The sequence below is a fragment of the Streptomyces sp. NPDC054849 genome, assembly GCF_053610945.1.
In genome coordinates, this window is sequence record NZ_JBSGZI010000108.1 from 1 (window position 1) to 26,595 (window position 26,595).

The window sequence follows — 26,595 nt, forward strand, 5'->3', positions numbered from 1 at the left end:
GCGGCGGGCGGCCCCGCGGGGCGGCCGCCCCCGCCGCGCGCGCGGCGGGGGGCCCCCCCCCCGCCCCCCGCGCCCGTCAGCATCAGCCCGCCCCGGTCAGCTGTACTTCTTCAGCTCCCGGCGCGCCAGCGACCGCTGGTGCACCTCGTCCGGTCCGTCGGCCAGCTGCAGCGTCCGCGCCGCCGCCCACAGCTCCGCCAGCGGGAAGTCCTGACTCACCCCGCCCGCGCCGTGCAGCTGCACCGCCTGGTCCAGGATGCGCACCACGGCCCGCGGGGTCGCGATCTTGATGGCCTGGATCTCGGTGTGCGCGCCCCGGTTCCCGACCGTGTCCATCAGCCAGGCCGTCTTCAGCACGAGCAGCCGCAGCTGCTCCACCGTGACCCGGGCGTCGGCGATCCAGTTCTGTACGACGCCCTGAGCGGCCAGCGGCTTGCCGAAGGCGGTACGTTCCACCGCGCGCCGGCACATCAGCTCGATGGCCCGCTCCGCCATGCCGATCAGCCGCATGCAGTGGTGGATGCGACCCGGGCCGAGCCGGGCCTGGGCGATGGCGAAGCCGGTGCCCTCCTCGCCGATCAGGTTCGCCGCCGGGACCCGCGCCCCGTCGAAGACGACCTCGGCGTGGCCGCCGTGGTCGTGGTCCTCGTACCCGTACACCGTCATGGCCCGGCGCACCTCGACCCCGGGGGTGTCGCGGGGGACCAGGATCATCGACTGCTGGCGGCGCGGGTCGGCGCCGTCCGGGTCGGTCTTGCCCATCACGATGAAGATCTTGCAGTCCGGGTTCATCGCCCCGGAGATGAACCACTTGCGGCCGGTGACCACGTACGCGTCACCGTCCCGCTCGATGCGGGTCTCGATGTTCGTCGCGTCCGAGGACGCGACCTCGGGCTCGGTCATCGCGAAGGCGGAGCGGATCTCCCCGTTCAGCAGCGGCTCGAGCCACTGCTTCTTCTGCTCCTCGCTCGCGAACTGCGCCAGCAGCTCCATGTTCCCGGTGTCGGGGGCCGCGCAGTTGGTCGCCGTCGGTGCCAGGTGCGGGCTGCGGCCGGTGATCTCGGCGAGCGGCGCGTACTGGAGGTTGGTCAGCCCGGCGCCGTAGTCCGCGTCCGGCAGGAAGAGGTTCCACAGGCCCTGACGGCGTGCCTCGGCCTTCAGTTCACCGAAGACGGCCGGGGTGTCCCAGGGCGAGGACAGCCGCGCGCGCTGCCCGGCGGCGACGGGCTCAGCCGGGTAGACGTACTCCTCCATGAACGCGAGCAGCCGCTCGCGGAGTTCCTCGGTCCGGGCGTCGAATGCGAAATCCATGGGTGCTGCCTCAGCCTTCCTGGAGGTCCTGGAGCGTGGTCAGACCGTGCTCGATGAAGACCGGGACCAGCTCGCCGATCCGGTCGAAGCCCGCACCGACCGTCTGTCCCAGCGTGTAGCGGTAGTGGATGCCTTCGAGGATCACCGCGAGCTTGAACCAGGCGAAGGCCGTGTACCAGGCGATGGCGCCGGTGTCCCGGCCCGAGCGGGCGGCGTACCGCTCGACCAGCTCGGCGGGCGCCGGATGGCCCGGCGCCCCGCTGGTCGTACTGACCGGAGATCCGGTCAGGCCCAGGTCCGAGCTGTACATCACGAGCAGTCCGAGATCGGTCAGCGGATCCCCGAGCGTGGACATCTCCCAGTCCAGCACGGCCCGGATCGTGTCGTCCGGGCCGCCGATCAGGACGTTGTCGAGCCGGAAGTCCCCGTGCACCACGGTCGGGGCGGGGGAGCGGGGCATCGTCCGGCCGAGCGTCGCATGCAACTCGTCGATCCCGGCGAGCTCCCGTCCCCGGGAGGCCGCGAGCTGCTTGCCCCACCGGCGCAGCTGCCGGTCGAGGAAGCCCTCGGGCCGGCCGAAGTCGCCCAGGCCGACCGCCTCCGGGTCGACCCCGTGCAGCTCGACCAGGGTGTCCACCAGGCCGAGCACCGCCCGCCGGGTGCGCTCGGGGCCGATCGCGGCGAGTTCGCCGGCCGTCCGGTACGGCACCCCCTCGACGTACTCCATGACGTAGAACGGCGCCCCGAGCACCTCCTCGTCCTCGCACAGCAGGAGCGGCTCGGGCACCGGCACGGCGGTGCCGTGCAGCGCCTGGATGACCCGGTGCTCGCGGCGCATGTCGTGCGCGGTGGCGAGCACGTGGCCCAGCGGCGGCCGGCGCACCACCCATCGGGCGGTCCCGTCGGTGATCTCGTACGTGAGGTTGGAGCGGCCGCCTTCGATCAACCGGCCGCGCAGCGCCCCGGTCACCAGTCCGGGGCGTACCCGGTCGAGATGACCGCGCAGCCGCTCCAGGTCCAGGCCGCGCGGATCGGCTGGGGCTGAGGTCATGGTGCGCACCTCCGTGCGGAGTCGACGAGGAGAAGAGCGGCGGTGCGTCGGCGCACCGTCGCAAGGCCATCATGCCGACCAGTCGGTATGCCGTCCAGAGCCGGGGCGGAAAGAACACCTTCCGCCCCGCGATGTCACGCGTGACAGAGGATCGGCGTTCCGCCGTTCATCACCGTCATGTCCCTCAGGACCGTCAGGATCTCCAGCGGCGCGCCCTCCGGCTCCCCGGCCAGTTCGGCGTACGCCCGGTGCAGGTTCGCGACCAGGCGTTCGCTCTCGCGCCAGGCGGCGAACTCGCCGAGATCGGCCTGCCGGGCCACCTCCAGCGGGGTCAGCCCCTTCGCCCGTCCCTCCCGGGCGAGTTCGGCCACGTACCGCAGGTAGCGCTCGGTGGAGTCGTAGGCCGAAGGATCGGTGAGCGGCCCGTGGCCCGGTACGACGGTCTCCGCGTCCAGTGAGCGCAGCAGCTCCAGCGCCCGCAGGGACCCGGCCAAGGAGCCCATCGCCAGGAACGGCGTCCCCTCGGCGAAGACCAGGTCGCCGGTGAAGACCACCCGCTGCCGGGGCAGCCACACGATCGAGTCCCCGGTGGTGTGCGCGACGCCCGGGTGGACGACCTGCACCTCGATCCCGCCCACGTGCAGCGTCGCCCGGTCGCTGTAGGTGAGATCGGGTGCGGTGATGTCGATCGCGCCGAAGTCCGTCGCAGGCCAGATCATCTCCAGCTGGTGTCCGGCGGCGAGCTGCTCGGCCCGCGCGTTGTCGTGCGCGAGGATCAGCGCCTCGGGGGCGAAGACGCCGTTGCCGTACGTGTGGTCGCCGTGGTGGTGGGTGTTCACCACGGTGCGCGGGAGCGGCACCCCGGCCGCCACGACCGCCTCGCGCAGCGCCCGTGCCCGCCGCTCGGTGGCGGCGGTGTCTATGAGCAGGGTCCGGCCGCCGTCGCTCACGAAGCCGGCGTTGTTGAGGCACCAGCCGCCGTCCGGCTGGACGTAGGCGTGCACCCCCGGGGCGGGCTGGACGAGGTACGGCTCTTCGACGGTCATCTGCGCTCTCCCCGGGTCGCTTCGACGGACGATCGGCATCCTGCCAGCCGTCGCCGCGCCGGGGGAGAGCGGGTGCCGCAGCCGGCCGAACCTGCCGGGTCGGCTGCGGCGCCGACGCGGGGCGGTGTCCGTCAGGGGCGGTGCCCGTCAAGGGGGGTGCCCGTCAGGGACGGCGCGCCGGTCAGTGGTCGTCGTAGTGTCCGTCGTGCTCGGCGTGCCGGTGGCCGTCGTGCAGGTAGTCCACGTGATCGCCGTGCTGGACCGCGTCGTGCCCGCAGTCCGCGCCGTGGGCGTGCGTATGGCCGTCGTGCGTGGTGTGCCCGGCCGGCTCGCACTCGTCCCAGTGCCCCGAGTGTTCCCGGTGCAGGTGGCCGTCATGCGCGTAGTCGACGTGGTCGCCGTGCGAGACCGCCTGATGCCCGCAGTCCGCGCCGTGCGTGTGCTGATGCGTGGGATGTTCGTGGTGCAGGGTCGTCATGGCGCCGAGATTAGTGCGGATTGCCGCAAATCGCCCGTTGTGTCCGGGTGGCGCGGCGAGGCGCGATCATCCGACCGGCCACTCAGAGGATCACCGTCATAGCGAAGAGCGCCAGCGCCACCGTGCACGCCACCACCGCCAGGGCCGCCCGCGGCGCGAGCCCTGGCGGCCGGTCGGCCGCCAGCGCCCGGATCCGCCGGTGCGCCACCGCCAGGAACACCAGCCAGATCAGTGCGATGGCGGCCGCGCCCGCCACCTCCACCGGCGCGCCGGCTCCGCGCAACGCCTGCCGCAGCGCCAGCACCGCCACGACCGATGAGGCCAGCGTCGTACGCCGCCACGCGAGCCGGGTCCGCTCGGGCTGCAGCCCGGCGTCGCGGTTCGGGTCCGGCGCGCTCACTGCCCCGACGTCCAGCCCAGCAGCACGACCACCACCATCGCCACCGCGACCAGCCCCACGCCCAGGCTCAGCACCACCGGGAACCGCGACAGCGGCAGATCCTCACCCCGCCGCATCGCCCGCTCGCACCGCACCCAGTGGTTCACCGCCCGCAGTGCGCAGGCCGCACCCACGGCGAGCAGCGCGAAGGCCATCCCGACCCGCACCCCCCACCGCAGGTCCGGCAGGAACTGGTCGACGGCGAAACCGCCGCCCACCAGAGCCAGCGCGGTCCGGATCCAGGCCAGGAAGGTCCGCTCGTTCGCGAGCGAGAAACGGTAGTCGGGGGTCTCGCCCTCGTCCTTCAACCGTGCGGGTGTGAACCAGAGGCGCACGTCCTTGACGAAGTCGATCATCCGCCCAATCTACTGGCCGGGCTCCCGGAACCGGGGTAGGGGCCGGTACGCCCGCAGCCGCCGGTACGCCTCCAGCCCGTCCGGCACCCAGGCCCAGTCCCCGCCCGAGACCCGCCGCTCCAGTTCCTCCCGCGCAAGGAAGGTGTGCCAGTCGACCTCCGACACCTGCGGGGACACCGGCAGCTCGCACCGCACCTCGTGCACGTACGACCACCAGGCCCCGCCCGGTCCCTCGTACAGGAACTTGAACAGGGGCGCCGGCTGCGGCAGCCCCCGTACCCCCAGCTCCTCCTCGGCCTCCCGCAGCGCGGCCCCCGCGTAGTCCTCGCCGGCGCCCAGCACCCCGCCCACGAACATGTCGTAGTACGAGGGGAAGACGAGTTTCGACGCGGTCCGGCGGTGGACGAAGATCCGGTCCTCCGCGTCCGTCGCCAGTACGAACACGCACCGGTGGATCAGCCCGCGGGCGTACACCTCGCCGCGCGGGGCCCGCCCCACGACACGGTCGTCCCGGTCCACCACGTCCAGTACTTCATCAGCGGCACTCACACAGGTCATCCAACCACCGCTGTTGACTGGTTACCGCTCCGTAGCCAAGGATCTGCCCCACCACCGACGGAGGACGGGTAACCGCATGACGTACGACGCAGACGTGATCGTGATCGGAGCCGGCCTTGCCGGCCTCGTGGCCACCGCCGAACTCGTCGACGCGGGCCGCAAGGTCATCCTGCTCGACCAGGAGCCGGAGCAGTCGATCGGCGGCCAGGCGCACTGGTCCTTCGGCGGTCTGTTCTTCGTGGACTCGCCCGAACAGCGCCGGATGCGGATCAAGGACAGCCACGCGCTCGCCCTCCAGGACTGGATGGGCACCGCCGGATTCGACCGCGAGGAGGACGCCTGGCCGCGCCGCTGGGCCGAGGCCTACGTCGACTTCGCGGCCGGCGAGAAGCGTTCCTGGCTGCACGCGCAGGGCGTCCGCTTCTTCCCCGTGGTCGGCTGGGCGGAGCGCGGCGGCTACGACGCCAACGGCCACGGGAACTCCGTCCCCCGCTTCCACATCACCTGGGGCACCGGCCCCGGCCTGGTGGAGCCCTTCGAGCGGCGCGTCCGCGCCGGGGTGTCCCGGGGCCTGGTCCAGCTGAGGTTCCGCCACCGGGTCACCGGACTCTCCGGTACGGCCGGCGCGGTGGACACCGTGACGGGCGAGGTCCTGGAGCCCTCCGGGGCCGTACGGGGCGCCGCCAGCAGCCGCGAGGTCACCGGCGCCTTCTCCCTGCGCGCCCAGGCCGTGATCGTGACCAGCGGCGGCATCGGCGGCAACCACGACCTCGTGCGCGAGCAGTGGCCCGACCGGCTCGGCACCCCGCCGCAGCGCATGCTCTCCGGGGTCCCGGCGCACGTGGACGGCCTGATGCTCGGCATCGCGGAGGCGGCGGGCGCCAGCCACATCAACAAGGACCGGATGTGGCACTACACCGAGGGCATCCAGAACTGGAACCCGATCTGGGCCCGGCACGGCATCCGCATCCTGCCCGGCCCCTCCCCGCTGTGGCTGGACGCGACGGGCAGGCGGCTGCCCGTGCCGCTCTTCCCGGGCTTCGACACCCTCGGCACGCTCGACCACATCATGAAGACCGGCCACGACCACACCTGGTTCGTGCTCAACCAGCGCATCATCGGCAAGGAGTTCGCCCTCTCCGGCTCCGAGCAGAACCCGGACCTCACCGGCAAGTCGGTCCGCGACGTCTTCACCCGCGCGCGTCAGGCCGTACCCGCCCCGGTCAAGGCCTTCATGGACCAGGGCGCCGACTTCGTCGTCGAGCGGGACCTGTCCGCCCTCGTGCGCGGGATGAACGCCGTCACCAAGGAGGACCTCCTCGACGAGGCCACCGTCCGCGACCAGATCGTGGCCCGCGACCGGGAGATCACCAACCCCTTCACCAAGGACCTCCAGGTCACGGCCATCCACGGGGCCCGCCGGTACCTCGGCGACAAACTGATCCGCACGGCCGCCCCGCACCGGATCCTGGATCCCAAGGCCGGGCCGCTGATCGCGGTACGGCTCTCGATCCTGACCCGCAAGTCCCTGGGCGGCCTGGAGACCGACCTCTCCTCCCGCGTCCTGACTGAGGCGGGCGAACCGCTGCCCGGCGTCTACGCGGCGGGCGAGGCGGCCGGATTCGGCGGCGGCGGGGTCCACGGCTACCGGGCCCTGGAGGGAACCTTCCTCGGCGGGTGCATCTTCTCGGGCCGTGCGGCGGGGCGCGCAGCCGCCCGGGCGGTCGGCTGAACGAGGCCGGCGATGCCTCCGCCGACGGGCGTCCGGCTGGACCGGACGGACCCCGAAAGGCGTCAGACCAGCCGCTCGGTGACCCGGAAACGCTCGGCGACGACCAGGGTGTCGTCGTCGGCCGTGAACTCCGGGTCACCGATCACCGCGCGTACCGGCTCGCTGTGCCAGAACGCCTCGTGTGCCGTACGCCATTCGGCCACCGACCTGAATCCCTCGCCCTCGTCGAGCGCGTGCTGCAGCCCGACGTCGGCGAGCCGCAGCACCTCCACGGCCGTCAACTCCACCACCGCCACCCCCTGTTCCCCGGAGTCGACCAGCAGGGACCGGGCACCCGGCTCAGGCAGCGGCTCGTCCTCCGCCTCGTATTCCGCGAACAGGCCCGTGGTGCTCGTCTTCGCCCCGCTCAGCACGGCTGCGACCAGTTGGTCGCGCAGGGGTCCGGGGAAGCCCAGCAGGTACGGCGGAAGATCATCGTATGCAGTCACGGGGCCACCCTACGGCGCCGTGCAGAGGCCTCAGAAGGGGCGCTACCACCCCAACTCACACCATCATCACAGCAGTTGAAACCCGCCAGGCAGTGGACTGGACCTTGACTCGGAGCTGGGCGTACCGCTTTGCTGTGCGTGATCACCGGTGCGCTCACCGGCACGATCCCCGGGCCACCCCCAGGCCACCCCCAGCTCGCCCCCAGACCCACCCCCGGCCGGACCACTCGCGTGCACTGCGCGTGGGTGACCGGCCGCCGCCGACCGTCGTCCGCCCGCGCCCTGAAGGGAAATCCGCGGATGTCCCCGCCTCCGCCGCCCCTCGGCCGCACCCGCAAGCGGGACGCCCAGCTCTTCGACCCGGCCCTCTGCGACGCCGAACTCGTCGACGTGCGCTCGCAGTTCACCCAGGGCCGATGGTCCAGGGCCCGTTCCCTCCTCGTCGGCACCGGCGACGACTGGGACCGCCGGGGCCACCGCGTCGTCGTCCTCGCCCAGACCCCGGCCGCCACCGCCTGGGCCGGCGAATGGCTCCTCGCCGAACCGGAGAGCGCCGACGCCGCCACCCTCCTCGCCTGCGCCGCCGTCTTCACCGCCCTGCGCCACAAGGGCACCCCGGCCGCCGCCGAGGAAGCCTGCCGCCGGGCCGCCGCCCTGCTCCCCGCCGACCCCACCCCGTGGCTCGGACTGCTCCTCCTCTCCGGAGCCTTCGGCACAGAGGAGGAGTTCAGCCGCCACTTCGACCAGGTCCGCGCCCGCCACCGGGAGCACCACCACGCCCACCACCTGATGGTCGCCAAACTGGCCGAGCGCGCCCTCGCCTCCGGCCAGGACCCGCTCCACGAGGTCTACGACTTCGCGTCCTGGGCCGCCGAGGAGTCCCCGGCCGACTCCCCGCTGGCCGTGCTCCCCGTCGTCGCGCACGCCGAGCGGTACCGGGTGCTCGCCGCGACGCACGGCCACTCGCCCGAGGCGGCCGCCGCCCACTGGGCCGGCCGCCGGGCCCGCCAGGTCCTGCGCTCCGCCTTCGACTGGTGGCTGGAATGGGAGCGCGACGACCACCCCCGCAACCGGGTCGACCTCAACTTCCTCGCCCACGCCAAACTCTGCGAGGGCCGCCCCGCCGAGGCGGCCGCCCTCTTCCACCGCATCGGCAGCCATGCCACCCGCGCCCCCTGGTCCTACCCGGACCGGGACCCGCAGAAGGCCTTCCTCGCCGCGCGCAGCGTCGCACTCGGCACCGCCTGACAAAGCAGCCCCGCAGCCCCGAAGACGCCTCCTGCGAGGACACCTCCCGAAGACGTCAGACACGAAGACGCCACCCCCGAAGACGCCACCCCCGAAGACGCCACCCCGAAGACGCCACCCCGAAGACGCCCCAGCCCCCGAAAGAACCGCGCCCCCGAAAGGACGCCGCCATGCCGACGGGCAGATCCTCCACGCTCCAAGACCCGGCCGAGATCCGTACGTACAAGGGCCAGGACCGGGCGCTGCGCGCCGACCGGCTCGGCACCGCCGGCCTGCTGCTCTCCGTACTGGCCGCCAGCGCGCCCCTGATGGTGGTCGCGGGTGTCATGCCCACGACCTTCGGCGTGATGGGCATCGTCGGCCAGCCGCTGCTCTTCGTCATCCTCGGCGCCGTCCTCGCGCTCTTCAGCGTCGGGTACGCCGAGATGAGCCGGCACGTCCACAACGCCGGCGCCTTCTACGCGTACATCGCCCGCGGCCTCGGCCCCACCGCCGGCGCCGGTGCCTCCCTCGTGGCCCTCGTCGCGTACAGCGCCATGCAGGTCGGCGTCTACGGCATCCTCGGCTTCGAGATATCCGGCCTCTTCGCCACCTACCTGGAGATCGAGCTCTCCTGGTGGATACCGGCCCTGCTCGCCGTCGCCCTCACCGGCGCGCTCGGCTGGCTCAAGATCGACCTCAACGCCAAGGTCCTCGGCATCCTCCTCCTCGTGGAGTGCGCCCTCGTCGTCATCTTCGACGTCGCCGCCCTCGCCGAGCCCGGCGCCGAAGGCCTCTCGCTGCACGCCTTCAACCCCGAGACCCTCAGCGGAGCCGGCTTCGGCACGGCCCTCTGCTTCTGCATCGCGGCCTTCGTCGGCTTCGAGCAGTCCCCGGTGTACGCCGAGGAGACGAGCAAGCCGCACATCGTCGTCTCGCGGGTGATGTTCCTCGCCGTCGGCTTCGTCGCCCTCTTCTTCGCCCTCAGCGCCTGGGCCCTCACCGTCGCCACCGGCCCCGCCGAGGTCGTCAAGACCTCCGCCGAGGCCGGCCCCGGCCTGCTCTTCCAGCTCACCGAGAGCCGCCTCGGCGCCACCTTCACCGACGTCCTGCACGTCCTCTTCGTGACCGGCATGTTCGCGGCCGTGCTCAGCTTCCACAACGTGGTCGCGCGCTACGCCTTCGCCATGGGCCGCGAGGGCCTGCTCCCGGCCGCATTCGGCCGGACCAACGCCGGCACCGGCGCCCCCGCCACGGGCTCCCTGCTGCAGACCGGCGTCGCCACCCTCGTCGTGATCGCCTTCGCCCTCTCCGAGGACAAGGCGCCCGCCGACCCCTCCCTCGCGGTGCAGCTCCCCGACCCCACCGCGCCCGTACTGCACCTGTTCACCTGGATGGGCAGCGTCGGCGCCCTCGGCGTGACCCTGCTCATGGCCGCCGCCTCCTTCGCCGTCATCGCCTTCTTCGTCCGCCGCGGCACCGCCGGCGCCCAGATCTGGCGCCTCGTCGCGGCCGGCGCCGCCGGCGTCGCGCTGCTCGGCATCGCCGTCTACACCGTCAAGGACTTCGGCGTCCTGGTCGGCGCCGAGCAGGGCTCCGTGCTGAGCTGGGTGCTGCCCGGCGTCATCGGCGCCGCCGTCGTGATCGGCCTGGCCTACGGAGCGGTGCTGCGCCGCAGCCGGCCCGAGGTGCATGCCCGTATCGGCCTGGGGAACGAGGCCTTCCGCCTCGACCAGGCGGCGGACGCCACTCTCGTCGACTGACCTGCCTTTCCAGCGCCTGCGAAGCCCCCGACAACCGTTTCCAAGGTCGTCGGGGGCTTGGGCGTGCAGGGGGCCGGTTTTGGCGGTGGCGGACCCTCATGGTCTCCTGGGGCGACAAAATCACCGGACCGCGACACAGGGGACACCACCCAGCTCTCCTGCGCCGCGGAACGGACCTGCCGTCCGACCCCCCCACGAAGGCGAAGTCCTACATGAGTGACCTGAGTGACCGCACCTTGACCGAGGCTCCCGCCCCGGCGTCCTCCCGCCATGTCGACGCCGGTGACGAGGGCTACAGCAAGGACCTCAAGTCCCGCCACATCAACATGATCGCGATCGGCGGGGCGATAGGCACCGGCCTGTTCCTCGGCGCCGGCGGCCGCCTCGCCGGCGCGGGCCCCTCACTCGCGATCGCGTACGCGGTGTGCGGCGTCTTCGCCTTCTTCGTCGTCCGTGCGCTCGGCGAGCTCGTCCTGTACCGCCCCTCCTCCGGGGCCTTCGTCTCCTACGCCCGTGAGTTCATGGGGGAGAAGGGCGCCTACACGGCCGGCTGGCTGTACTTCCTGAACTGGTCCACGACCACGGTGGCCGACATCACGGCCGCCGCGACCTACGCGCACTTCTGGTCGCTGTTCACCGACGTCCCCCAGTGGGTCCTCGCCTTCATCGCCCTCGCCATCGTCCTCACCGCGAACCTGATCTCGGTGAAGTACTTCGGCGAGATGGAATTCTGGTTCTCCCTGGTCAAGGTCGCCGCCCTGGTCGTCTTCCTGATCGTCGGCATCTGGCTCGTCGCCACCAGCCACGAGATCGGCGGCCACACCCCCGGCCTGTCCACCATCACGGACAACGGCGGGATCTTCCCCTCCGGCATGCTCCCGATGCTCCTGGTCATCCAGGGCGTCGTCTTCGCCTACGCCTCCGTCGAGCTCTGCGGCGTCGCCGCCGGCGAGATCGAGAACCCCGAGAAGATCATGCCGAAGGCGATCAACTCGATCATGTGGCGCGTGGGCCTCTTCTACGTCGGCTCCGTCGTCCTCCTCGCCCTCCTCCTGCCCCACACCGCCTACAGCTCCGACCAGAGCCCCTTCGTCACGGTCTTCGACAAGCTCGGCGTCCCCGGCGCCGCCGGCGTCATGAACCTGGTCGTCCTGACCGCGGCCCTCTCCAGCCTGAACTCCGGCCTCTACTCCACCGGCCGCATCCTGCGCTCGATGGCCATGTCCGGCTCCGCGCCGAAGTTCACCGCCCGCATGAACAAGGGCAAGGTCCCCTACGGCGGCGTCCTGTTCACCGCCGCCTTCGGCATCGCGGGCGTCGGCCTGAATTACTTCATGCCCGGGGAGGCCTTCGAGATCGTCCTCAACTTCGCCTCGCTCGGCATCCTGGGAACCTGGGGCATGGTCATGCTCTGCTCGCTCTTCTTCTGGCGCCGCGCGCAGCAGGGCCACCTGGAGCGGCCGTCCTACCAGCTTCCCTGGGCCCCGTACACGCAGCTCGTGACGCTGGCCTTCCTGCTCGCGGTCCTGGTCCTGATGTGGTGCGACGGCGGCGTCGGCCGCACCACGGTCATGTGCGTCCCGCTGATCGGCGCCGCCCTCGTAGGAGGCTGGTTCCTGGTCCGCGGCCGCGTGGCCGAGCTCGCCGCGTCCCGCCGCTGATCCCCCACGGCCCACGACGCCCCCCGCGCCGGAGATCCCTTCCGCGCGGGGGGCGTCGGCGTTCTGTTCCCCGTTGCGGACCGCCGGCCGTGCGCGACGCCTGGACGCACGAAAGGCCGGCCGGGATTTCTCCCGACCGGCCTTTCGCCGTAAGTGTCCGAGGGGGGACTTGAACCCCCACGCCCGATAAAGGGCACTAGCACCTCAAGCTAGCGCGTCTGCCATTCCGCCACCCGGACAAGGTGTCTGTCTCGCGTCCCTCGCGGGCCGTTCCGACGTGGAAAACATTACCAAACATTCCGGGGTCCCCGATCACACCCCCCGACGGCCGGGGATCGCCCTTGGGGAGAGCGGCCCGGAGCGGGAGGATGGGGGCGTTCGGTACCGATCAGTGGGAGGAAGCAGCGTGAGCGAGTCGAGCGCGGGCAGGACCGTCTCCGGCGAGGACGAGGTAGTCGACCTCTGCCGGGATCTCATCCGGATCGACACCAGCAACTACGGAGACCACTCGGGCCCCGGGGAGCGCAAGGCGGCGGAGTGGGTCGCGGAGAAGCTCGCCGAGGTCGGACTGGAGCCGCAGATCTTCGAATCGCACAAGGGGCGCGCCTCGACCGTGGCGCGGATCGAGGGGGAGGACCCCTCCCGGCCGGCGCTGCTGATCCACGGGCACACCGACGTGGTTCCGGCCAACGCCGCCGACTGGACGTACGACCCGTTCGCGGGCGAGATCGCCGACGGCTGCGTATGGGGCCGCGGCGCCGTCGACATGAAGGACATGGACGCGATGACGCTGGCCGTCGTACGCGACCGGATGCGCAGCGGGCGCAAGCCCCCGCGGGACATCGTGCTGGCGTTCCTCGCCGATGAGGAGGCGGGCGGCATCTACGGGGCCCGGCACCTCGTCGACAAGCACCCGGGGCTGTTCGAGGGCGTCACCGAGGCGATCGGCGAGGTCGGGGGCTTCTCCTTCACGGTCAACGAGAACCTTCGGCTCTACCTCGTGGAGACCGCCCAGAAGGGCATGCACTGGATGCGGCTCACGGTCGAGGGCACCGCGGGTCACGGCTCCATGACCAACAACGACAACGCCATCACGGAGCTGTGCGAGGCCGTGGGACGGCTCGGCCGTCACCAGTGGCCGGTGCGCGTGACCAAGACCGTACGCAGCTTCCTGGACGAGCTCTCGGACGCACTCGGGACCCCCCTGGACCCGGACGACATGGACGCCACGCTCGCCAAGCTCGGCGGCATCGCCAAGATGGTCGGCGCGACGCTGCGCAACTCCGCCGCCCCGACGATGCTCGGCGCCGGCTACAAGGTCAACGTCATCCCCGGCCAGGCGACGGCCCACGTGGACGGCCGCTTCCTGCCGGGCTACGAGGACGAGTTCTTCGCCGACCTGGACCGTATCCTCGGCCCGCGCGTGAAGCGGGAGGACGTGCACGGGGACAAGGCGCTGGAGACGGACTTCGACGGTCGTCTCGTGGACGCCATGCAGAGCGCCCTGAAGGCCGAGGACCCGATCGCGCGGGCGGTCCCGTACATGCTCTCGGGCGGCACGGACGCCAAGTCCTTCGACGACCTCGGCATCCGCTGCTTCGGCTTCGCACCGCTGCAGCTGCCGCCGGAGCTGGACTTCGCCGGGATGTTCCACGGCGTGGACGAGCGGGTGCCGGTGGACGGACTGAAGTTCGGCGTGCGGGTGCTCGACCGATTCATCGACAACGCCTGAGATTCGGGAAGGTGTGCGCATTCCACTGAGAAGAGTGAATGCACTCATACGCTCGTAGCCCCGGTGATCCCTCCTCGTTACAGGTGGTGCGGTCCGCGGCTGGGACCGCAATTGCCTACTAGGAGGAACAATGATCAAGAAGGTTGTCGCCGCTGCGGCTGCCACTGGTGGCCTGGTTCTCGCGGGTGCGGGTCTGGCTCACGCCGACGCCGCGGCGCAGGGTGCGGCCATCGGTTCGCCCGGTGTCCTGTCCGGCAACGTGCTCCAGGTTCCGGTCCACATCCCGGTGAACGTGTGCGGTAACTCCGTTTCCGTCATCGGCCTGCTGAACCCGGCCTTCGGCAACACCTGCGTCAACGCCTGACGCGTCTGAAGTCTTCGGCCCCGGAGCGCATTCCAGCGCTCCGGGGCCACCGGGCTTTCCGGCCCGGATTTCCACTCTCGGCGTACCAGGCGGGGGAGCCTGGACGGCCAGGCCGCCCAGCGGCGGCCGAAAACGCACACACCAGGGGACGAGTACAGATGCGACGACCGGCACAGGTCACCAGGAAGACCCTGATCACCATGGCTGCCGCGGGAGGTGTCCTCGCCTTGGGCGGGGGCCACGCACACGCGGACTCCGGCGCCTCCGGGCATGCCGCGAACTCTCCGGGCCTGCTGTCCGGGAACACGGTGCAGGCGCCCGTGGACGTACCGGTGAACGCCTGCGGGAACACGGTCAACGTGGTGGGGGCCCTCAATCCGGCCTTCGGAAACCACTGCTCCAACGGGTGGGGCCACGACAAGCCCGGCAAGCCGAGCAAGCCCCGCCATCCGGGTCACCCCGGCCACCCCGGCCACCCGGGACATCCCGGTCACCCGGGCGGCGGGGACGAGCCGTGCGACGACCACCCGGGCAATCCGGGACATCCCGGAACCCCCGGCACGCCGGGTGGCGAGACCCCCGGGAACCCCGGCACTCCCGGAAACCCGGGCGGCGAAACCCCCGGGACCCCGGGCCATCCCGGTACGCCGGGCGGTCAGACCCCCGGCAACCCGGGCACCCCCGGCAACCCGGGCACCCCCGGCAACCCGGGTACCCCCGGCAACCCGGGTGGTCAGACCCCCGGAAACCCCGGAAACCCCGGAAACCCCGGAAACCCCGGTACCCCCGGGACGCCGGGAACGGGTACGCCCGGCACGCCGGCCAACCCCGGCACGGGTGTCACCCCGGTCACCCCGGTCACGCACCCCGGCCCGGGAACCGGCACGGAGATCGGCAACGGCACCCCCGGTCAGCCGGCGGGTCTCGCGGCCACCGGCTCCGGTGACGTCCTCACCGCGGGCCTCCCGCTCGCAGGCGGGCTGCTGCTGGCCGGTACGGTGCTCTACCGCCGCGCCCGCAACGCCGCCTGACGGCTGCTCAGAGCGGGGACGCCGCCTGGTCACCGCCGGGAGGCGTCCCCGGTCCACATCACCAGGTCGCGCGGACCTGACGGATGATCCGGCGGCGCAGTCGCACACGACGGCTGCCGTCCCGGTGCAGGCTCAGCCGGTCGAGTTCCCAGTTCCCGTACTCGGCATGATCGGTCAGCAGGCGGGTCGCCTCCTTGCGAGGAACGCCGCGGGGCACGTACACGTCGACAAATTCGTATTCCGGCATCGCATCTATTGTGCGGGCAGAGCCCTGCTACGGATAGCGTCTGCTCTATGTCTGATGCCGCTCTGCCCACTGTTGCCGAGGTACGCGCCGCCGCCGAGGCGGTCAAGGCCGCTCTCGACCGTCACCTCGCCGCGGTCGAGCGCAGGACCGGCGACGAGGACCCGGACGTCTACGCCGCGTTCAACGAACTCGCCGCCGCAGCCGAGGAGTACGACGAGCTCCTCTACGACCGCCATGACGAGGTCACCCCCTTCGAGATCCCCACGCCCGAGGACGGCGTCCCGTACACCGGCCCCGCCGAGCCCGCCGCTTTCAGCGTGCTCATCCGCCGCGACTACGCGGTGGTCGAACCGTCGCGGCTGATCGCCCAGGCCGAGCGGGTCGCCGCGCACGACCGGGACGCCGGATTCGTCCACGACGGCGGCACCGCCGAGGCGCTGGGCGTCCTCTTCGGGGAGTACGAGCCCGACGAAATCGCCTCCCGTTTCAAGGACTTCGGGCTGGAGGAGGGTGACTCCACCCTCTGGATCGCGGCCTCGGAGGAGATGGCGGAACCGGGGGAGTGGCTGGGCTCGCCCTTCGGTCACATCGATCCGCAGGACGTGCTGCACCGGTTCGACGTCAGCTCCGTCTTCGACGAGGAGACGGACGAGTTCGACGAGGGCGGGAGCGAGACCGAGGGTGAGGGCAGGGCCGCGGCGCCGGGGCTCACCCCGGCCTGACCACGGCCTGAGGGACGCGTGCCGGACACCGTGGCCCCCGCAGGGCAGGGGCCACGGTCGGCCGTCCCGATGATTCCGGCCACCCGGGCTACTCCGGCTGTGCGCCCGCCGCCGCGAGAGCCGTCAGCAGGCCCGTCAGCCGCGTCGTACGCGGCTTCGGCAGCACCTCGGCCACCGCGCGCGGCAGCGCCTGGTCCACGCCGTGCACCACGGAGAGGTGCCGCCCGGCCCGGCTGAACGCCGTGTAGACCCAGTCCCGCGACAGTGCCTGCGCCGCGTCACCCGGCAGTACGACGACCACCGCGGGCCAGCGCGTCCCCACGGCCTGATGTGCCGTCACCGCCCAGCCGTGGCGCACCTGCGACTCGACGAGCTCCTTCGGCACGACGATCCGCGCGCCCGCGCGCTCCAGGTGCAGCCCCTGCGCGTCGGCCGACACCACCCGGGCCGGCAGTGCCCGCCCGGCGGACGGCACGTGGACGACCCGGTCGCCGGGGTCGAAGCCGCCGAACCGGCCGGGACCCGGGTTCAGCCGCTCCTTGAGGGCGGCGTTCAGCGCCCGCGTGCCGGCGGAGCCGCCGTGGCCCGGGGTGATCACCTGCACACTGTCCGCCGGGATGCCGAAGGCCCGCGGCACCGACTCGGCCACCAGCTGCACGGCGCGATGGACGGCCTCCCCGGCGTCGTGCACCGGGACGATGACGACCTCCTTGCCGGGGGCGTCGACCTGATGGAGTTCCCCGATCCCGATGCCGGAGACGAGCTCGCCGACGGGGCCCGGGTCCGGGGTCCGGGAGACCACCTGCGGGAAGGTCCGGGCCGCCAGTACATCGGCGAAGACCCGGCCGGCCCCGGCGGATCCGAGCACGCCGGGATCCCCGGAGAGCACCAGCCGGGCCCCGTCCGGGACGGACTCCACCAGCGCGGCCGCGGCCTCCACGTCCAGCTGAGGCGCGTCCAGCACCACGAGCAGGTCCAGCGCGAACTGTCCGTCCGCATCCCGCCCGGGCCCCTCGGCCCCGGACAGCAGCCCCGCCACGGTCACGGCGTCCGGGCCGCTCGGGGCGTGCGCGGCCAGGCAGACGCGCAGGCCCAGCTCCCGGGCCGCCGCGGCCAGCGCGACCGGCTCGGCGCGGGCCGCCTCGCCGCCGGTGTGGGTGACCAGGCCGTGCCCGGCGACCGCGCGGATCAGCTCGGCGGCGGACGGGGTCGGCGCGGCCCCGGCGGCCTGCTCCCAGTCCGCCGGGCCCTCGAAGGTGCTGGCCACCCGGGCCAGGCCGTCGGCCAGGCTCTCCTCGGCCATGGCGGAAGCCTCCAGGCCCACGAGGACCCGTACAGGCTGCTCCTCGGCCTGGGCGTCCTCTGCGTCCTGGAAGTCCTGGGAGTCCTGGGCGTTCTTGCCCACCGGGGGGCCCAGGGGCTCGTGGAAGACCAGCACCGAGCCCTCGGCGATGGCCTGCTCCAGCGCTGCGGCCGGTTCGGGTACCCCGTACTGGGCCAGGGCCTTCTCCAGCACCGGGGCCTCCAGGGCGGTGTGCCCCTTGAGCCCTGCCTGGGTCAGCAGCCAGCCCACCAACACGGTGGTGCGGCGCTCGTCCCCGGGGCCCGCCTCGGGGCCCGGCAGAGCGCGTGCGAAGCCGTCGGCCTGGGCCGGGCGCACGGCCGGGACCGCCAGCAGCCGCCAGGGGTTCTCGGCGAGCTGCTCGGCGGCGTCCTCGCCGAGGGCCGCCGCGGCGGCGACGGCCAGGGTCTCGGGGGCGCCACCTCGGGCCAGGACGGCCCGTACGCCGTCGACGGCGTCGGCGGACGGTGCGGCCGCGGTCGTCGGCGCCGGGGCAGTCGGACGGGGTGCCGGGGGAGCCTGGGGCGCCGCCTTGCGGGGCGCGGCCGGAGGCTCGTCGAAGTACACGGAGGCCGGCTTCGCACCGCTCTCCACGGCCCGTACGGCGGCCAGCAGGTCGGCGGCCTTTCCGCTGAGCTTGGCGCCGGCCTCGACGGGGGCTTCCCGCTCGGCCTTGCGGCGGGCGATCCGCTCCCGCTCGATCTTCTGGGCGGCGAGTTCGGCCGCGGCCTCGCTGAGCGCCGGCTTCTCCGGGTCGGGGGTGGGCCCTGCGGGGCTTTCCCCCACCCCGCCCCTTCCCGAAACCGGAGGCTCCGCCCCCGGCCCCCCGTCCTCGGCTCCGCCGTCCAGGGGCTGTGCCCCCACCCCGGCGTCCTCTCCGGGACTCACGTCCTCGCCGTGTTCCGCGCCCTCGGCCGGCTGAGGATCCGCCTCCGGAGACCGGTCCGTGGCTTCGTCGTGCGAATGCTCCGACGCGCGCCCCTCGGCTTCACCGGAGTCGGCGGGGTCCGCCCGGGGTCGAGCCTCCGGTTCCCCGGCCTCGCCGGGTTCCGCAGGGGTGGCCCCGGCTTCGGCGGCCGGCGGCGCGGGCTCCGTCGCCGCCCCCTCCGGACCGGCCACGCCGGATTCCGCCGGCGTGGCCGGGGCTTCGGCGGGTGCCGGACCCGGGGTGGGGACGGGGTCGGGGGCCGCCGTGGGGGCTGCCGGGTCCTGCGCGGCAGCGGGTCCGGCAGCTTGGCGGTCCGTACTCACAGCGTGCTCCAGTCCTGATCGGGGTAGCGGTGCACCGGAGCCGAAACATCGTCCAGCGCCCGGCAGATCTCCTCGGGAAGACTAAGGGCCTCCACCGACAACGCCGCCGCGAGCTGCGCCGATGTCCGCGCGCCGACGATCGGCGCGACCACCCCGGGCCGGTCCCGGATCCACGCCAGGGCCACCTGCAGCGGGGTCACGGCCAGTCCCTGGGCCGCCGTCACCACCGCGTCCACGATCCGGCCCGCCGCCTCGTCGAGGTACGGGTCCACGAAGGCGGCCAGGGACTCCGAGGCGCCCCGGGAGTCCGCGGGGGTGCCGTCCCGGTACTTGCCCGTCAGCACTCCGCGCCCCAGCGGGGAGGAGGGCAGCAGGCCGATCCCGAGGTCCAGTGCGGCCGGCAGCACCTCCCGTTCCACGCCGCGCTGCAACAGGGAGTACTCCATCTGGGTCGAGGCGATCCGGGTCCGGACGCCGGGGGCCGCGAGTTGCCACGTCGCCGCCTTCGCCAGCTGCCAGCCGCAGAAGTTGGACACCCCGGCGTACCGGGCCCGGCCGCTGCTCACCGCCAGGTCCAGCGTCTGCAAAGTCTCCTCCAGCGGCGTCGCCGGGTCGAAGGCGTGCACCTGCCAGAGGTCGACGTAGTCGGTGCCCAGCCGGTCCAGCGAGGCGTCCAGGGCGGCGAGGAGGTGCCCGCGCGAGCCGTCGAACCTCCGGTCGGGGTCCGGCACGCTGCCCGCCTTGGTGGCGATCACCAGGTCCCGGCGCGGGATGAGCCCGCCCACCAGCTGCCCGAGGAGGTACTCCGCCGCGCCGCCTCCGTACACGTCGGCGGTGTCGACGAGCGTGCCGCCCGCCTCCCAGAAGGTCTTCACCTGCTCGGCGGCGGCTTCCTCACCGGTGTCGCGGCCCCAGGTGAGGGTGCCGAGGCCGATCCGGGAGACGCGCAGTCCGGTGCGGCCGAGATGCCTCTGCTCCATGAGCGCTGAGACTACTGGGGCGCTGACGCAGAGGACCCTGGCGCGCTACAGTCCCCCGCAGACCTACGTTACTGATCGGTAAACCGGTAAGGGGACGACACATGCGGCTCGGCATCAATCTTGGTTACTGGGGCGCGGGGATGGACGCCGACAACCTCGCCGTCGCCCAGGAGGCCGACCGCCTCGGCTACGACGTCTGCTGGGCCGCCGAGGCCTACGGCTCCGACGCCCCGACCGTGCTCGCCTGGGTCGCCGCCCAGACCGAACGCATCGACGTCGGCTCGGCGATCCTGCAGATCCCGGCCCGGCAGCCCGCGATGACCGCCATGACGGCGGCGACCCTCGACTCGCTCACCAAGGGCCGCTTCCGGCTCGGCCTCGGCGTCTCCGGCCCGCAGGTCTCCGAGGGCTGGTACGGCGTCAAGTTCGACAAGCCGCTCGCACGGACCCGCGAGTACGTGGAGATCGTCCGCAAGGCGATGACCCGTGAGCGGCTCTCATACGAGGGCGAGCACTGGACCCTGCCGCTGCCGGGCGGACCGGGCAAGCCGCTCAAGCTGACGGTGCACCCCGAACGCGAGCACATCCCGCTCTACATCGCCGCCATCGGGCCGAAGAACCTGGAGCAGACCGGCGAGATCGCCGACGGCGCCCTGCTGATCTTCCCGGCCGCCGAGCACCTGGAGGCCACCGCGCTCACCCACATCCGGGCGGGCCGCGAGAAGGCCGGGCTGACCATGGCGGGCTTCGACGTCTGCCCGACCGTGCCGCTGGCCCTCGGTGAGGACGTCAACGCGCTCGCGGACATGTTCCGCCCCTACACCGCCCTGTACGTGGGCGGCATGGGCAGCCGGAAGCAGAACTTCTACAACCAGCTGGCCCAGCGGATGGGTTACGAGAAGGAAGCCGCCGAGATCCAGGACAAGTACCTGGCGGGCGACAAGGCCGGCGCGGCCGAGGCCGTCCCCCACTCGCTGATCGACTCGACCACCCTGCTCGGCCCGGTCGAGCGGATCGCCGACGGGATGCGGGCCTACGCGGAGGCGGGGGTCACCACCCTCACGCTGGCCCCGGCGGGATTCACGCTCGACGAGCGGATCGCCGCCCTGCGCGCCGGCACCGAGGCGATGGAGCGCGCGGGCCTCGCCTGAGCCGGGTGCCGCGGAAAGCTCTGCGGCCGTGGTGGGGGCTCGGGGGTCTTCCCCGCCACGGCCGACACAGCCAACAACGCCCCGGGCGCCCGCCGGGTTACGCACGTCGGCCCCTCGCCTGATTTCGTTCATTCGGACGAGTAGTGCGACGTATCGGTTGCCCGCCCCGCCGGCCGGCGTTTGACTCGGTGCATGCTCTCCGCCCGCAGCCTGTTCCAGGAGATCGTCGACCACGACGACTCCTTCCAGCTGTTCTGCTCCATCGCCGCCAACGGGGAGGCCCAGGGCGGGTGGGAGAACGCCCGCATCGCGGCCCTGGTGCCGGACGCCATGCGGGACCTCACGCCCAAGATCACCCGGCACGGCGCGGACGAGGACAAGCACGGCCGCATCTTCGGCGCCCTGCTCCGCAGGAGGGGCCTGCCGCCCGTCCCCGTTCCGCCCGAGACCGACTACACGATGCTGCTGGAGCGCCGCGGCATCGGTCTCGCGCACGACAAGCTGCGCCGCGAGGAGGCGCTGACCGAGGAGGACGTCGTCGTCTACCTCGCGCACAGCCGCGTCACCGAGCAGCGCGCAGCCGACCAGATGGACATGCTGGTCGAGTACTTCGGAGACCACCCCGAGGTGGGCAAGGCGATCCACCTGATCAGCCAGGACGAGGCCAACCACCTCGCCTACTGCCACGAGGAGCTGCTGCGCCTCGCCCGCGCGGGCCACGGCCGGACCATCCACCGGGTGCTGCGCGAGAGCGCGCTCGCCGAGATCGCCGTCTACCGGGACGTGAGCCTCGCCGTCATGGACCACATGGGACGGCTGCTGCACTGGCCCGCCGTCAAGGCCGCCGCCGTCGCGGCCGGCATCCGCGCGATGTACGGGTACGAGCGCTTCAGCGGCTGGCACCGGATGGTGGACCTGCGGACACCGGAGCGGCGCGACGCCCTGGGCGGCGCACCGGCCACCGCGCCCGAGTTCGCATAGCGGCGGCGCGGCGCTCCACCGGGCGGCCTACAGCCAGCCCCGGCGCTTGAACATCCGGTGCAGGCCGAGGCAGACGGCCACCATGACCGCCACCACCACCGGATAGCCCCAGGCGGACCGGAGCTCCGGCATGTGGTCGAAGTTCATCCCGTAGATCCCCGCCACCATCGTGGGGACGGCCGCCATCGCCGCCCAGGCAGAGATCTTGCGCACGTCGTCGTTCTGGCGGACCCCCATCTGCGCCAGATGCGCGGCCAGGGCGTCCGACAGCAGCCGGTCGAGCCCCTCGATGTACTCGCTCGCCTTGGTCAGGTGGTCGGCGACGTCGCGGAAGAAGGGCTGGGCGTGCTCGTGGACGAAGGGGACCTCCCCGAACGCGAGCCGGTCCATCGGCTGGAGCAGCGGGTTCGTCGCCCGCCGGAACTCCAGCACCTGCCGCTTGAACCCGTAGATCCGGGCGGCGGTGTTCTTGGACTCCGACGGGGTCGGGGAGAAGACCTCCGCCTCCAGCTCCTCCAGGTCCGCCTGGAGCTCGGCCGCCACGTCGATGTAGTGGTCCACCACCGCGTCGGACACCGCGTACAGCACCGCCGTCGGACCGTGCCTGAGGACCTCCGGCTCGTGCTCCAGCCGACGCCGTACGGCGGCCAGCGGGGCTCCCTCGCCGTGCCGGACCGTGACCACGAAGGAGTCGCCGATGAACAGCATCAACTCGCCCGTGGTCACCGTGTCGGCGGCCTCGTCGTACATCACCGGCTTCAGGACGACGAACAGCGAGTCGTCGTACACCTCCAGCTTCGGCCGCTGATGCGCGTTCAGCGCGTCCTCCACCGCCAGCCTGTGCAGGCCGAACTCGCGGCTGACGTGGTCGAACTCCTGCTCCGTCGGCTCGTACATGCCGACCCAGAGGAAGGCGTCACCGCTCGCCCGCGCCTCGGCGAGGGCGTCCGAGAAGTCCCCGGGCCCCTCGGTCCGGCGGCCGTCCCGATAGATCGCGCAGTCGACAATCACGCGGGCATTCTTCCCCGCCCCGCGCCCGTCCGCACGCGGGGGGCACCGCATAGGCTGGGGCCATGGCCACGCTGATCCTCGTACGTCACGGGCGGTCCACCGCCAACACCGCCGGGCTGCTCGCCGGATGGACCCCGGGAGTGGGCCTGGACGAGCGCGGGGCCGAGCAGGCCGCCGCGCTGCCCGGGAGGCTGGCCGGGGTGCCGCTCGCCGCCGCCGTCACCAGCCCGCTGCAACGCTGCCGGGAGACCCTCGCCCCTCTGCTGGCCGCCAGGCCCGAGCTGGAAGTGCACACCGACGAGCGCATCGGCGAGTGCCACTACGGCGACTGGTCGGGCCGCAAACTCTCCGAGCTCTCCGAAGAGCCGCTGATGACGATCGTCCAGCAGCACCCGTCGGCGGCCGCCTTCCCGGGCGGCGAGTCCATGCGCGCCATGCAGGGGCGCGCCGTGGACGCCGTACGGGAGTGGAACGCGCGGATCGAGGAGGAGCACGGGGCCGACGCCGTCTTCCTGATGTGCTCCCACGGCGACATCATCAAGTCCCTTGTCGCGGACGCCCTGGGAATGCACCTGGACCTCTTCCAGCGCATCCACGTCGACCCCTGCTCGGTGACCGCGATCCGCTACACGCCGACCCGGCCGTTCGTGTTCCGGCTGGGCGACACCGGGGACTTCGGCGCGCTCGTGCGGCGTCCGGCCGTACCGGAGGCCGTCGCATCGGACAAGGACGCCGAAGACGCCGGGAACGCGGTCGTGGGAGGCGGCGCGGGCGCGGCATGATCGGCCTGCGCAGTAGGGTGGACGGGCCAACACAGGGGCGCAGAAGTGCCCCTGCCGCCGAGACTTGGAGACTGGACGTGCCCCGTCAGGTGTTCCTCTACGACCCCCCGGACCGCTTCGTGGCCGGCACGGTCGGTCTGCCGGGACGCCGTACGTTCTTCCTGCAGGCCTCCTCCGGCCCCCGCGTCACCAGCGTCTCCCTGGAGAAGACCCAGGTCGCGGCACTGGCCGAGCGGATGGACGAGCTGCTGGACGAGGTCGTGCGGCGCACCGGCGGCAACGCCCCGGTGCCGGCCGTCGCCCCCGCCGAGGCCGCCGACACCGCACCGCTGGACGTCCCGGTCGAAGAGGAGTTCCGCGTCGGCACCATGGCCCTGGCCTGGGACGGCGAGGAGCAGCGGATGATCGTCGAGGCCCAGGCGCTGGTCGAACTCGAGGCCGACTCCGACGAGGACCTCGCCGAGGCGGAGGAGCGGCTGCTCCAGGACGAGGAGAACGGCCCGCCCATGCTGCGGGTCCGCCTCACCGGCGCCCAGGCGCGGGCCTTCGCCAAGCGGGCCCTGGACGTGGTCAACGCGGGCCGCCCGCCGTGCCCGCTGTGCAGCCTGCCGCTGGACCCGGAGGGGCACGTGTGCCCGCGCCAGAACGGCTACCGGCGCCAGGCGTGACGGACACGGGGGAGCTGGAGGAACTGCTCGCCAAGGGCGAGCTGACCGTCGTCGGCCGGATCCGCGAGGCGTCCAACGCCGTCCTGCTGTGCACCGTGACGCACGACGGCGTGAGCGTCGACTGCGTGTACAAGCCGGTCAAGGGGGAGCGCCCGCTGTGGGACTTCCCCGACGGGAACCTCGCCCGGCGCGAGGTCGCCGCCTACCTGGTCTCCGAGGCCACCGGATGGGGCCTGGTGCCGCCCACCGTGCTGCGCGACGGACCGTACGGCGAGGGCATGGTCCAGCAGTGGATCGAGTCGGCGGGCCCGGAAGGCGAACCGGGGGACGAGGGTGACACGGACGGCGCCGTGGAGGACGGCATCCCGGCGGGCGCCCTCCTCGCGCTGATCGAGGGCGAGGAGGCGGGGGAGGGGTGGAAGCCCGTCGCCCTCGCCGAGGTCGGGGAGGGCCGCACCGCCCTGCTCGTCCACGCCGACGACCCGCGGCTGCGCCGGCTCTCCGTACTCGACGCCGTGATCAACAACGGCGACCGCAAGGGCGGCCACCTGCTGCCCGCGCCCGACGGCCGGCTCTACGGCATCGACCACGGTGTGACCTTCCACGCCGAGGACAAACTGCGCACCCTCCTGTGGGGCTGGGCGGGGGAGCCGCTGACGGACGAGGCACGCGAGGTGCTGGCCGCGCTGGCCGCGGAGCTGGCCGAGGGAGCCCCGCTCGCCACCCGCCTGGCCGAACTGATCACCGAGGCCGAGCTGGCCGCCGTACGGGAGCGGGTGGCGCACCTGCTGCGCACCGGAACCCACCCGCAGCCGTCCGGGCAGTGGCCCGCGATCCCCTGGCCCCCGGTCTGAACAGGCCATCGGCCGAACGCACAGATCCGGCCGGACCGCAAGAGTGCCGATCAAGACAACAGTGCAGGTCCGGTTCGTTTCCGGAACATGCGTCCGGTTAGGCTCGAGACATGCATGCCTGGCCCGCTTCTGAGGTCCCCGCCCTTCCTGGCAAGGGCCGCGACCTCCAGATCCACGACACCGCGACCCATGGGACGATCACCCTCGCCCCCGGTCCCGTCGCCCGTATCTACGTCTGCGGCATCACCCCGTACGACGCGACCCACATCGGTCACGCGGCGACCTACAACGCGTTCGACCTCGTGCAGCGCGTGTGGCTCGACACCAAGCGGCAGGTCCACTACGTCCAGAACGTCACGGACGTGGACGACCCGCTCCTGGAGCGGGCGCTGCGTGACGGCCACGACTGGACCGAGCTCGCGGAACGCGAGACCGCGCTCTTCCGCGAGGACATGACGGCCCTGCGGATGCTGCCGCCGCAGCACTACATCGGAGCCGTCGAGGCCATACCCGGCATCGTGCCGCTGGTCGAGCGCCTGCGGGACGCGGGCGCGGCGTACGAGCTCGACGGCGACACCTACTTCTCCGTCGAGTCCGACCCGAACTTCGGCGGGGTCTCCCACCTCGACGCCGAGGCGATGCGGCTGCTCTCGGCCGAGCGGGGCGGCGACCCCGACCGGCCCGGGAAGAAGAACCCGCTGGACCCGATGCTGTGGATGGCCGCGCGCCCGGGCGAGCCGAGCTGGGACGGCGGCTCGCTGGGCCGCGGCCGGCCGGGCTGGCACATCGAGTGCGTGGCGATCGCCCTGGACCACCTGGGCATGGGCTTCGACATCCAGGGCGGCGGCTCCGACCTGGCGTTCCCGCACCACGAGATGGGCGCGTCGCACGCGCAGGCCCTGACGGGCGAGTTCCCGATGGCCAGGGCGTACGTCCACGCGGGCATGGTGGCGCTGCACGGCGAGAAGATGTCGAAGTCGAAGGGCAACCTCGTCTTCGTGTCGGCGCTGCGGCGGGCCGGGGTCGACCCGGCGGCGATCCGCCTGGCCCTGCTGTCGCACCACTACCGGGCGGACTGGGAGTGGACCGACGCGGTCCTCGCCGAGGCCGTGGCCCGGCTGGAGCGGTGGCGCGCGGCGGTGTCCCGGCCGGACGGGCTGCCGGCGGACGCGCTGGTGGAGGAGGTCCGCGAGGCCCTGGCGAACGACCTGGACGCCCCTGCGGCGCTCGCCGCCGTGGACCGCTGGGTGGACGCCCAGAACGCCTCGGACGGCGACGACGAGTCGGCCCCGGGGCTGGTCTCCCGCACCGTGGACGCCTTGCTGGGCGTGGCTCTGTAACCTGCGGCGCTGTTGCCGGGGGCCCTGCC

Annotated in this window: 26 protein-coding genes and 1 tRNA gene; 14 read left to right on the forward strand and 13 right to left on the reverse strand. The window is 72.6% G+C overall.

The window, feature by feature from the left end:
• Nucleotides 1–96 precede the first annotated feature (96 nt).
• The 7 genes from ACWGIF_RS32070 to ACWGIF_RS32100 form a co-directional block, all read right to left on the reverse strand.
• A complete protein-coding gene (locus tag ACWGIF_RS32070; RefSeq protein ID WP_453502739.1) occupies nucleotides 97–1,311 on the reverse strand; it encodes an acyl-CoA dehydrogenase family protein in 1,215 nt (404 codons plus the stop codon).
• A 10-nt stretch (nucleotides 1,312–1,321) separates the two neighbouring features.
• Nucleotides 1,322–2,362, reverse strand: coding sequence for a phosphotransferase family protein (locus ACWGIF_RS32075; protein ID WP_453502741.1), 1,041 nt, complete (start codon nucleotides 2,360–2,362; stop codon nucleotides 1,322–1,324).
• A 134-nt stretch (nucleotides 2,363–2,496) separates the two neighbouring features.
• Nucleotides 2,497–3,408 carry an MBL fold metallo-hydrolase gene (locus ACWGIF_RS32080; protein WP_453502743.1) on the reverse strand — a complete coding sequence of 304 codons (912 nt, stop codon included), beginning with the start codon at nucleotides 3,406–3,408 and terminating at the stop codon, nucleotides 2,497–2,499.
• A 181-nt stretch (nucleotides 3,409–3,589) separates the two neighbouring features.
• A complete protein-coding gene (locus ACWGIF_RS32085) occupies nucleotides 3,590–3,886 on the reverse strand; it encodes a hypothetical protein (RefSeq protein WP_453502745.1) in 297 nt (98 codons plus the stop codon).
• A gap of 82 nt (nucleotides 3,887–3,968) precedes the next feature.
• The gene (locus ACWGIF_RS32090) at nucleotides 3,969–4,286 is read right to left on the reverse strand and encodes a DUF202 domain-containing protein (protein WP_453502747.1); all 318 of its coding nucleotides are present in this window, start codon (nucleotides 4,284–4,286) and stop codon (nucleotides 3,969–3,971) included.
• On the reverse strand, nucleotides 4,283–4,681 hold the full coding sequence (locus tag ACWGIF_RS32095; RefSeq protein WP_453502748.1) for a YidH family protein: 399 nt from the start codon (nucleotides 4,679–4,681) through the stop codon (nucleotides 4,283–4,285). Before ACWGIF_RS32095 ends, ACWGIF_RS32090 begins: the two co-directional genes overlap by 4 nt.
• 9 nt (nucleotides 4,682–4,690) lie before the next feature.
• Nucleotides 4,691–5,239, reverse strand: coding sequence for an NUDIX domain-containing protein (locus ACWGIF_RS32100; RefSeq protein WP_453502750.1), 549 nt, complete (start codon nucleotides 5,237–5,239; stop codon nucleotides 4,691–4,693).
• 76 nt (nucleotides 5,240–5,315) lie between these two features.
• On the opposite strand from ACWGIF_RS32100, the gene ACWGIF_RS32105 reads away from it, so the two are divergent.
• Nucleotides 5,316–6,971, forward strand: coding sequence for an FAD-binding dehydrogenase (locus ACWGIF_RS32105; protein WP_453502752.1), 1,656 nt, complete (start codon nucleotides 5,316–5,318; stop codon nucleotides 6,969–6,971).
• Nucleotides 6,972–7,033: 62 nt separating this feature from the next.
• Here ACWGIF_RS32105 and ACWGIF_RS32110 read toward each other — a convergent pair whose 3' ends face one another.
• A complete protein-coding gene (locus ACWGIF_RS32110; protein ID WP_453502753.1) occupies nucleotides 7,034–7,459 on the reverse strand; it encodes an ASCH domain-containing protein in 426 nt (141 codons plus the stop codon).
• Between the two features lie 300 nt (nucleotides 7,460–7,759).
• Between ACWGIF_RS32110 and ACWGIF_RS32115 the strand changes: the two genes are divergently transcribed.
• From ACWGIF_RS32115 to ACWGIF_RS32125, 3 genes are all read left to right on the forward strand, one after another.
• Nucleotides 7,760–8,707 carry a hypothetical protein gene (locus tag ACWGIF_RS32115; protein ID WP_453502755.1) on the forward strand — a complete coding sequence of 316 codons (948 nt, stop codon included), beginning with the start codon at nucleotides 7,760–7,762 and terminating at the stop codon, nucleotides 8,705–8,707.
• A gap of 170 nt (nucleotides 8,708–8,877) precedes the next feature.
• Nucleotides 8,878–10,449, forward strand: a complete 1,572-nt coding sequence (locus ACWGIF_RS32120) for an APC family permease (protein ID WP_453502757.1) — start codon at nucleotides 8,878–8,880, stop codon at nucleotides 10,447–10,449.
• A gap of 221 nt (nucleotides 10,450–10,670) precedes the next feature.
• The gene (locus ACWGIF_RS32125; protein WP_453502777.1) at nucleotides 10,671–12,110 is read left to right on the forward strand and encodes an amino acid permease; all 1,440 of its coding nucleotides are present in this window, start codon (nucleotides 10,671–10,673) and stop codon (nucleotides 12,108–12,110) included.
• A 154-nt stretch (nucleotides 12,111–12,264) separates the two neighbouring features.
• Here the strand turns inward: ACWGIF_RS32125 and ACWGIF_RS32130 are convergent.
• Nucleotides 12,265–12,349 (reverse strand) — tRNA-Leu (locus tag ACWGIF_RS32130).
• A 167-nt stretch (nucleotides 12,350–12,516) separates the two neighbouring features.
• Between ACWGIF_RS32130 and ACWGIF_RS32135 the strand changes: the two genes are divergently transcribed.
• From ACWGIF_RS32135 to ACWGIF_RS32145, 3 genes are all read left to right on the forward strand, one after another.
• Nucleotides 12,517–13,842: a M20/M25/M40 family metallo-hydrolase gene (locus ACWGIF_RS32135; RefSeq protein ID WP_453502759.1), complete on the forward strand. Its 1,326-nt coding sequence runs from the start codon at nucleotides 12,517–12,519 to the stop codon at nucleotides 13,840–13,842.
• A 130-nt stretch (nucleotides 13,843–13,972) separates the two neighbouring features.
• Nucleotides 13,973–14,206, forward strand: coding sequence for a chaplin (locus tag ACWGIF_RS32140; protein ID WP_453502760.1), 234 nt, complete (start codon nucleotides 13,973–13,975; stop codon nucleotides 14,204–14,206).
• Between the two features lie 158 nt (nucleotides 14,207–14,364).
• The gene (locus tag ACWGIF_RS32145) at nucleotides 14,365–15,237 is read left to right on the forward strand and encodes a chaplin family protein (protein WP_453502761.1); all 873 of its coding nucleotides are present in this window, start codon (nucleotides 14,365–14,367) and stop codon (nucleotides 15,235–15,237) included.
• A 58-nt stretch (nucleotides 15,238–15,295) separates the two neighbouring features.
• Here the strand turns inward: ACWGIF_RS32145 and ACWGIF_RS32150 are convergent, their stop codons facing one another.
• Nucleotides 15,296–15,484: a DUF5703 family protein gene (locus tag ACWGIF_RS32150; RefSeq protein ID WP_073774709.1), complete on the reverse strand. Its 189-nt coding sequence runs from the start codon at nucleotides 15,482–15,484 to the stop codon at nucleotides 15,296–15,298.
• Nucleotides 15,485–15,531: 47 nt separating this feature from the next.
• Here ACWGIF_RS32150 and ACWGIF_RS32155 point away from each other — a divergent pair, with 47 nt between their 5' ends.
• A complete protein-coding gene (locus tag ACWGIF_RS32155; protein WP_453502764.1) occupies nucleotides 15,532–16,206 on the forward strand; it encodes a hypothetical protein in 675 nt (224 codons plus the stop codon).
• A gap of 88 nt (nucleotides 16,207–16,294) precedes the next feature.
• On the opposite strand, the gene ACWGIF_RS32160 is transcribed toward ACWGIF_RS32155, so the two are convergent.
• Together ACWGIF_RS32160 and ACWGIF_RS32165 are read right to left on the reverse strand one after the other, a co-directional pair.
• Nucleotides 16,295–18,667, reverse strand: coding sequence for an ATP-binding domain-containing protein (locus ACWGIF_RS32160; RefSeq protein WP_453502778.1), 2,373 nt, complete (start codon nucleotides 18,665–18,667; stop codon nucleotides 16,295–16,297).
• 128 nt (nucleotides 18,668–18,795) lie between these two features.
• Nucleotides 18,796–19,779, reverse strand: a complete 984-nt coding sequence (locus ACWGIF_RS32165; RefSeq protein ID WP_453502766.1) for an aldo/keto reductase — start codon at nucleotides 19,777–19,779, stop codon at nucleotides 18,796–18,798.
• Nucleotides 19,780–19,880: 101 nt separating this feature from the next.
• Here ACWGIF_RS32165 and ACWGIF_RS32170 point away from each other — a divergent pair, with 101 nt between their 5' ends.
• Both ACWGIF_RS32170 and ACWGIF_RS32175 read left to right on the forward strand, forming a co-directional pair.
• Complete coding sequence (locus tag ACWGIF_RS32170) at nucleotides 19,881–20,930, forward strand: LLM class F420-dependent oxidoreductase (RefSeq protein WP_453502768.1); 1,050 nt, start codon at nucleotides 19,881–19,883, stop codon at nucleotides 20,928–20,930.
• A gap of 192 nt (nucleotides 20,931–21,122) precedes the next feature.
• The gene (locus ACWGIF_RS32175; RefSeq protein WP_453502769.1) at nucleotides 21,123–21,911 is read left to right on the forward strand and encodes a ferritin-like domain-containing protein; all 789 of its coding nucleotides are present in this window, start codon (nucleotides 21,123–21,125) and stop codon (nucleotides 21,909–21,911) included.
• A gap of 27 nt (nucleotides 21,912–21,938) precedes the next feature.
• On the opposite strand, the gene corA is transcribed toward ACWGIF_RS32175, so the two are convergent.
• Nucleotides 21,939–22,973: a magnesium/cobalt transporter CorA gene (gene corA, locus ACWGIF_RS32180; protein ID WP_453502771.1), complete on the reverse strand. Its 1,035-nt coding sequence runs from the start codon at nucleotides 22,971–22,973 to the stop codon at nucleotides 21,939–21,941.
• Nucleotides 22,974–22,984: 11 nt separating this feature from the next.
• Here corA and ACWGIF_RS32185 point away from each other — a divergent pair, with 11 nt between their 5' ends.
• The 4 genes from ACWGIF_RS32185 to mshC all read left to right on the forward strand — a co-directional run bounded on the left by ACWGIF_RS32185 (nucleotide 22,985) and on the right by mshC (nucleotide 26,566).
• Entirely contained in the window at nucleotides 22,985–23,704 is a 720-nt protein-coding gene (locus tag ACWGIF_RS32185; protein ID WP_453502772.1) for a histidine phosphatase family protein, read from the forward strand.
• Nucleotides 23,705–23,781: 77 nt separating this feature from the next.
• Nucleotides 23,782–24,372, forward strand: coding sequence for a DUF3090 domain-containing protein (locus tag ACWGIF_RS32190; protein WP_327413035.1), 591 nt, complete (start codon nucleotides 23,782–23,784; stop codon nucleotides 24,370–24,372).
• On the forward strand, nucleotides 24,336–25,226 hold the full coding sequence (locus ACWGIF_RS32195; RefSeq protein ID WP_453502774.1) for an SCO1664 family protein: 891 nt from the start codon (nucleotides 24,336–24,338) through the stop codon (nucleotides 25,224–25,226). Before ACWGIF_RS32190 ends, ACWGIF_RS32195 begins: the two co-directional genes overlap by 37 nt.
• 110 nt (nucleotides 25,227–25,336) lie before the next feature.
• The gene (mshC, locus tag ACWGIF_RS32200; protein ID WP_453502776.1) at nucleotides 25,337–26,566 is read left to right on the forward strand and encodes a cysteine--1-D-myo-inosityl 2-amino-2-deoxy-alpha-D-glucopyranoside ligase; all 1,230 of its coding nucleotides are present in this window, start codon (nucleotides 25,337–25,339) and stop codon (nucleotides 26,564–26,566) included.
• Nucleotides 26,567–26,595 lie beyond the last annotated feature (29 nt).

Excerpts from the sequence above, each read along its gene's own strand:
- mshC (WP_453502776.1), top strand. The coding sequence starts at position 25,337 with ATGCATGCCTGGCCCGCTTCTGAGGTCCCCGCCCTTCCTGGCAAGGGC.
- ACWGIF_RS32155 (WP_453502764.1), top strand. The coding sequence starts at position 15,532 with ATGTCTGATGCCGCTCTGCCCACTGTTGCCGAGGTACGCGCCGCCGCC.
- ACWGIF_RS32075 (WP_453502741.1), bottom strand. The coding sequence starts at position 2,362 with ATGACCTCAGCCCCAGCCGATCCGCGCGGCCTGGACCTGGAGCGGCTG.
- ACWGIF_RS32085 (WP_453502745.1), bottom strand. The coding sequence starts at position 3,886 with ATGACGACCCTGCACCACGAACATCCCACGCATCAGCACACGCACGGC.
- ACWGIF_RS32095 (WP_453502748.1), bottom strand. The coding sequence starts at position 4,681 with ATGATCGACTTCGTCAAGGACGTGCGCCTCTGGTTCACACCCGCACGG.
- ACWGIF_RS32080 (WP_453502743.1), bottom strand. The coding sequence starts at position 3,408 with ATGACCGTCGAAGAGCCGTACCTCGTCCAGCCCGCCCCGGGGGTGCAC.
- ACWGIF_RS32100 (WP_453502750.1), bottom strand. The coding sequence starts at position 5,239 with ATGACCTGTGTGAGTGCCGCTGATGAAGTACTGGACGTGGTGGACCGG.
- ACWGIF_RS32165 (WP_453502766.1), bottom strand. The coding sequence starts at position 19,779 with ATGGAGCAGAGGCATCTCGGCCGCACCGGACTGCGCGTCTCCCGGATC.
- ACWGIF_RS32120 (WP_453502757.1), top strand. The coding sequence starts at position 8,878 with ATGCCGACGGGCAGATCCTCCACGCTCCAAGACCCGGCCGAGATCCGT.
- ACWGIF_RS32105 (WP_453502752.1), top strand. The coding sequence starts at position 5,316 with ATGACGTACGACGCAGACGTGATCGTGATCGGAGCCGGCCTTGCCGGC.
- ACWGIF_RS32185 (WP_453502772.1), top strand. The coding sequence starts at position 22,985 with ATGGCCACGCTGATCCTCGTACGTCACGGGCGGTCCACCGCCAACACC.
- ACWGIF_RS32140 (WP_453502760.1), top strand. The coding sequence starts at position 13,973 with ATGATCAAGAAGGTTGTCGCCGCTGCGGCTGCCACTGGTGGCCTGGTT.
- ACWGIF_RS32115 (WP_453502755.1), top strand. The coding sequence starts at position 7,760 with ATGTCCCCGCCTCCGCCGCCCCTCGGCCGCACCCGCAAGCGGGACGCC.
- corA (WP_453502771.1), bottom strand. The coding sequence starts at position 22,973 with ATGCGGTGCCCCCCGCGTGCGGACGGGCGCGGGGCGGGGAAGAATGCC.
- ACWGIF_RS32070 (WP_453502739.1), bottom strand. The coding sequence starts at position 1,311 with ATGGATTTCGCATTCGACGCCCGGACCGAGGAACTCCGCGAGCGGCTG.
- ACWGIF_RS32150 (WP_073774709.1), bottom strand. The coding sequence starts at position 15,484 with ATGCCGGAATACGAATTTGTCGACGTGTACGTGCCCCGCGGCGTTCCT.
- ACWGIF_RS32145 (WP_453502761.1), top strand. The coding sequence starts at position 14,365 with ATGCGACGACCGGCACAGGTCACCAGGAAGACCCTGATCACCATGGCT.
- ACWGIF_RS32170 (WP_453502768.1), top strand. The coding sequence starts at position 19,881 with ATGCGGCTCGGCATCAATCTTGGTTACTGGGGCGCGGGGATGGACGCC.
- ACWGIF_RS32175 (WP_453502769.1), top strand. The coding sequence starts at position 21,123 with ATGCTCTCCGCCCGCAGCCTGTTCCAGGAGATCGTCGACCACGACGAC.